2 protein-coding genes are annotated in these 1,630 nt (G+C 62.0%); one reads left to right on the top strand and one right to left on the bottom strand.

Annotated features, from left to right (window positions below; translation table 11 throughout):
• Positions 1-532: hypothetical protein (locus C2U70_RS22145; RefSeq protein WP_140980539.1), on the bottom strand; the 532-nt coding region annotated here is incomplete at its 3' end.
• Positions 533-913: 381 nt separating this feature from the next.
• Between C2U70_RS22145 and C2U70_RS22140 the strand changes: the two genes are divergently transcribed.
• Complete coding sequence (locus C2U70_RS22140; protein WP_140980538.1) at positions 914-1,573, top strand: peroxiredoxin; 660 nt, start codon at positions 914-916, stop codon at positions 1,571-1,573.
• Positions 1,574-1,630 lie beyond the last annotated feature (57 nt).

Here is a 1,630-nt window from a genome sequence, read left to right as displayed (position 1 = left end):
GCAGCGCGGTGGCGCCGACGAAGGTCGCGACCATCGCCATCAGGCGGCGGTTGCCCTGGCGGCTGCCGCGCATCTGGCCGGCGATCCATTCCAGCATGTCGCGGTTGACGCGGCTGGCGTAACCCGGGGCCCAGCTCTCGATGTCGGTCTCGGGCGACAGCGCGACGCTGCGCGGCGGCACCGACAGGCCGGAGGCGCTGGCGGCATGATGGGCGACGGCCTTGGCCAGGAGGTCCTCGAACCGGCCGCCGTCGGAGCGCTCGGTCGCGGCCTCGTTGATCTCGAACAGCGCCTCGGCTTCGGCGCGGCTGACCGGCTGGTCATTGACCGCGGTGGCGGTCAGGATGCGCGAGCACCAGGCGGCGTCATCGGCATCGAGCGAACGGGAGAAATGCACCCGGCCCTTGGTGGTGGGGCCCTCACCTGTAATCACGCCGTCGCGCACGATCGTGAGCGCATGAGCCGCAGTATCGCGGCAGGACGGTTCGAGGGACTGAAACAACTCAACAGTATTCGACACGGCGGCGGACATAATTCACTTCCAGATTTCTTCTGATCGACCAGCATTTTCATGCGGGCGTAAACGAGTGGTTAACGATTCGATACGGAGATCGCGACTTTTCTAGATGGTTGCCGATTAGTCGCTGTCTGGACCGTTTCGGTTTCATCGACGCGAGGCGGGGGTGATGCGGGTCATAAAAGGCAATATCGGGGCAATCCAAACCTTTTCCGCGAACGGGGATATTTCGCCGCAGCAGCCTCAACAGCAAGAAGATGCTAGGAGATCGGGCGTTTCAGAGAATGATTTCACATTTTGCTTGAACGGGTTCACTTGGGTCCTTCGCGGGCCTATACTCGGGCCGACGCCTCTAGACCGAAATACCCTGTAACTTCAATGAGATGAGGTAGAACCATGCCACTTCCGATCGGCGCCACCGCCCCCGACTTCGAAGCCGAAACCACCGAGGGGAAAATTAAGTTCCACGACTGGATCGGCTCGAGCTGGGCGCTGCTGTTCTCGCACCCCAAGGATTTTACCCCGGTCTGCACCACCGAGCTCGGCGCGCTGGCCAAGCTGAAGCCCGAGTTCGACAAGCGGGGCGTGAAGCTGATGGGCCTGTCGGTCGATCCGGTCGATCGCCACGCCAAATGGTCCGAGGACATCAAGGAGACGCAAGGCGCTGCGCCGAACTATCCGATGATCGGCGACACCGACTTCAACGTCTCAAAACTCTACGAGATGCTGCCGGCCTCGACCTCGGGCGATCCCCTCACCCGGACGCCGGCCGACAACCAGACGGTCCGCAACGTCTTCATCATCGGCCCCGACAAGAAGATCAAGCTGGTGCTGGTCTATCCGATGACGACGGGGCGCAACTTCCAGGAAATTCTCCGTGTCATCGACTCCCTGCAGATGACCGCCAAGCATCGCGTCGCGACGCCTGCGGACTGGAAGCCGGGCGAGGACGTCATCATTGCCGGCTCGGTCTCCAATGACGAGGCAAAGACGATCTATCCGCAGGGCTGGAAGGAACCGAAGCCCTATATCCGGATCGTGCCGCAGCCGAAGTGACAGCCGTCATTCCGGGGCGGTCCAAAGGACCGAACCCGGAATCTCGAGATTCCGGGT

Source organism: Bradyrhizobium guangdongense, assembly GCF_006483445.1.
GTDB classification, from domain to species: Bacteria; Pseudomonadota; Alphaproteobacteria; order Rhizobiales; family Xanthobacteraceae; genus Bradyrhizobium; species Bradyrhizobium guangdongense_A.
This window is presented reverse-complemented; position numbering and strand designations above follow the sequence as displayed.

Bases quoted from the DNA above. Each gene is read 5' to 3' on its own strand.
- C2U70_RS22140 (WP_140980538.1), top strand. From the start codon at position 914: ATGCCACTTCCGATCGGCGCCACCGCCCCCGACTTCGAAGCCGAAACC.